A 2,571-nucleotide genomic window follows, 5' to 3' on the forward strand; every position below is an offset into this window, starting at 1 on the left:
CGCCTTTGCGGCATCGGTGGAGGATGCGATGTTCGTCACCCCGGCCTTGTGCAGCGTTGCGGCCGTCGTGAAGATGATGGCAATGGCGATGATGTTCGACAGGGCCATGCCGACCATCGTGTCGGCGCGGATGCGGCGGAAGGCCTTCGGGGCCTGCCAGGGCGCCCATTTCAGCGGCTTGGCCGACGGTTTCAGTTCCTCCTCTTCGACCTCCTGCGAAGCCTGCCAGAAGAACAGATAGGGAGAGATGGTCGTGCCGAGAATCGCCAGCAGCGTTGTGAAATAGGTGCCGTTCCACTGGATCGTCGGAATGAATAAGCCCTTGGCCGCTTCACCCCAGGGCACATGCGCGGTGAACATAGCCACGACGTAGGCGAAGAGGCTGAGCGTGGTCCATTTGAGAATGGTGACGTAGCGGCTGTAGTGCAGGAAAACGATCGCCACGACGCAGACGGCCGCGAAGAGCACGACGTAGATGGCGCTTGGTCCGCCGACGAGAAGGGTCAGCGCGTCGGCCATGGCACTGAGATCGGCGCCGATATTGATCACATTGGCGATGAAGAGTAGCGCCACCACGAAATAAAGCAGCGAAATCGGATAATTGCGTCGCAAGTTTCCCGAAATGCCTTCTCCCGTCGTTCGGCCGATGCGGCCCGCGATCTCCTGGATCGCTGCCATCAGGGGAAAGGTGAAGAGCATCACCCAGCCGACCGAGAAGCCGAGTTGAGCTCCGGCCTGGCTATAGGTGCCGATGCCCGAAGGATCGTCGTCGGAGGCGCCGGTGATGAAGCCAGGACCTATGGTTCTCAGGAATTTCTGAAACGGTCCCTTGGCGAGCATATTGCTCTGTTCTTTTTCGACCCGTGCACTGGCGTCCGTCATGTTTTGCCTCTCCAGATCAGCAATGCAGCAATCGACCCTCCGCAAATGGCAAGCGCCGGTCCAAGAACCAGGAATTCAGGGCGTGGGCCGTAGAAGTGTTCGAGAAATAGAGGAACTGCCGTCGAGCCGATTGCCACGATCAGCACGGCTTGCAGGATCGACTGTGGGCGACTGCGCTGCATCGACGGTGTGCCATTGGTTCAACAGGGAACGCTAATAAACGGCAGCCAGCCGTGCAGGTTCCCTTCCCGACGCAGGGTGTCGGCCATTGCCGGCCAATGCACCAACATTTGATGGTGCTGGCTTACGCCCGTGGCCGTTCGGCTTTGGAGATGACCTTTTCCGGATTGTCGCGTTTCAGAAGGTCGCCAAGAACCTGTGCCGTTTCCCGCAACAGGTCCACGACATCCTGCTGCTTCATGTTGTCGATGCTGTCCGCCGCGCTCAAAAGTTCATGAACGAGTTCGACCCCTCGCATATGGAGTTGTGCCATCTTCCTGCCCTCACAGTGCATTCGTCCATAGCGGCCGGCCGGCGGCCATCCATTAACAAATGAGATGGCGCCGGATTCTATTCACAGGGAACATTTCTTCAAGCTCGTACTTTTGAGCAGCCAGGAGGCGATCGTGAAGAAACGGCATGTGGACAAGGAGAAGATCGAGAGGGCAGATCGCGAGGCCCGGATCGTGCTGGAAGCCGAGCGCAAGGCGCGAGAAGAGAAGACGGCCAGGCTCCGGGAGCAAAGGCTTGGAAAAAGGTACGCGGAACACGAGAACCGGCGCGATGGCTGAACTGATCGCGTAATGAGTGCCCGGGGACTGAATTATCTCGATAGATGGCTAGCGGAGAACCTTCCCGAGCCCGGCCTGGATGGGAACCCAGTGGCGGCCAGCGATCTCGCGGACCAGCTGCTCGCCTCGGCGGAACAGTCGGGCATCGGCGCCGATGAAGTCAGTGAAGAGGTTGATAGCCTTTTCGAGGTGGTGTTCGAGGCCATGCAGCATCAGACCGGCGGATTCGCCGACTAGGCCTGTTCCACGGAGCCCGGCGAAGTGGCCTGCACTGCCGGGTCCGTGGCCATAAGACTATTGAATTTCAGCGACGACGTTGACGCCTGATTCCGCAAGCTTTGTCAGCGTAGCATCGGTGTCTTTTTCTTCGCCGAGGGTGAGATCGAGCAAAGACACGGCTTCGTCGAGCCCCAGCTCCGACGCCCAGGTTTTCATCGTGCCATAGCGCGATATCTCATAGTGTTCGACGGCTTGGGCCACGGCAAGCAAACCGGCATCCAACGCCGGGGCGCCCTTGTAGTCCTCCATGATCTCAGCGCCTTCCTCGGTGATGCCGACGATTGCCGCGCAGGTCTTGCCTTGCGGTTTCTTGCCGATCGCCTCAAAGACCTCTTCAAGGCGCGAAACGTGTTCCTGGGTCTGACCGTGATGTTTCTCGAACGCTGCTTTGAGGTCCGGACTCTGCGCCGCCTTAGCCATCTTGGGCAATGCCGCGAGAATCTTTTTCTCGGCGAAATAGATGTCCTTGAGCGTATCGTGAAAAAGTTCGTTCAGGCCCTTCGTCGAGCCTCACTGTTTCGCAGCCATGTCTTCCTCCTGGTGATTGCGCCTCCATCGTGAGACGTGGTCGGGCAACTTCCCCGGTCGCCAGATGTTCCGTGCGAAACTCAGCGCTTGG

Annotated in this window: 6 protein-coding genes; 2 read left to right on the forward strand and 4 right to left on the reverse strand. The window is 59.0% G+C overall.

Annotated features, from left to right (window positions below; translation table 11 throughout):
- The 3 genes from J0I79_RS34780 to J0I79_RS34790 all read right to left on the reverse strand — a co-directional run.
- On the reverse strand, positions 1-882 hold an 882-nt coding region (locus J0I79_RS34780), incomplete at its 3' end, for a divalent metal cation transporter (RefSeq protein ID WP_292870650.1).
- On the reverse strand, positions 879-1,064 hold the full coding sequence (locus J0I79_RS34785) for a hypothetical protein (protein ID WP_292870653.1): 186 nt from the start codon (positions 1,062-1,064) through the stop codon (positions 879-881). The genes J0I79_RS34785 and J0I79_RS34780, both read right to left, overlap by 4 nt.
- 122 nt (positions 1,065-1,186) lie before the next feature.
- Positions 1,187-1,375 (reverse strand): hypothetical protein, encoded by a 189-nt coding sequence (locus J0I79_RS34790; protein WP_292870656.1) that lies wholly within the window; start codon positions 1,373-1,375, stop codon positions 1,187-1,189.
- Positions 1,376-1,439: 64 nt separating this feature from the next.
- Here J0I79_RS34790 and J0I79_RS34795 point away from each other — a divergent pair, with 64 nt between their 5' ends.
- Positions 1,440-1,673 carry a hypothetical protein gene (locus J0I79_RS34795; protein ID WP_292870659.1) on the forward strand — a complete coding sequence of 78 codons (234 nt, stop codon included), beginning with the start codon at positions 1,440-1,442 and terminating at the stop codon, positions 1,671-1,673.
- Between the two features lie 90 nt (positions 1,674-1,763).
- Positions 1,764-1,910, forward strand: coding sequence for a hypothetical protein (locus J0I79_RS34800; protein WP_292870662.1), 147 nt, complete (start codon positions 1,764-1,766; stop codon positions 1,908-1,910).
- 57 nt (positions 1,911-1,967) lie between these two features.
- On the opposite strand, the gene J0I79_RS34805 is transcribed toward J0I79_RS34800, so the two are convergent.
- Positions 1,968-2,447, reverse strand: coding sequence for a ferritin-like domain-containing protein (locus tag J0I79_RS34805; protein ID WP_292870664.1), 480 nt, complete (start codon positions 2,445-2,447; stop codon positions 1,968-1,970).
- Positions 2,448-2,571 lie beyond the last annotated feature (124 nt).

This window comes from Mesorhizobium sp., from assembly GCF_017306585.1.
Lineage (GTDB): Bacteria > Pseudomonadota > Alphaproteobacteria > Rhizobiales > Rhizobiaceae > Mesorhizobium.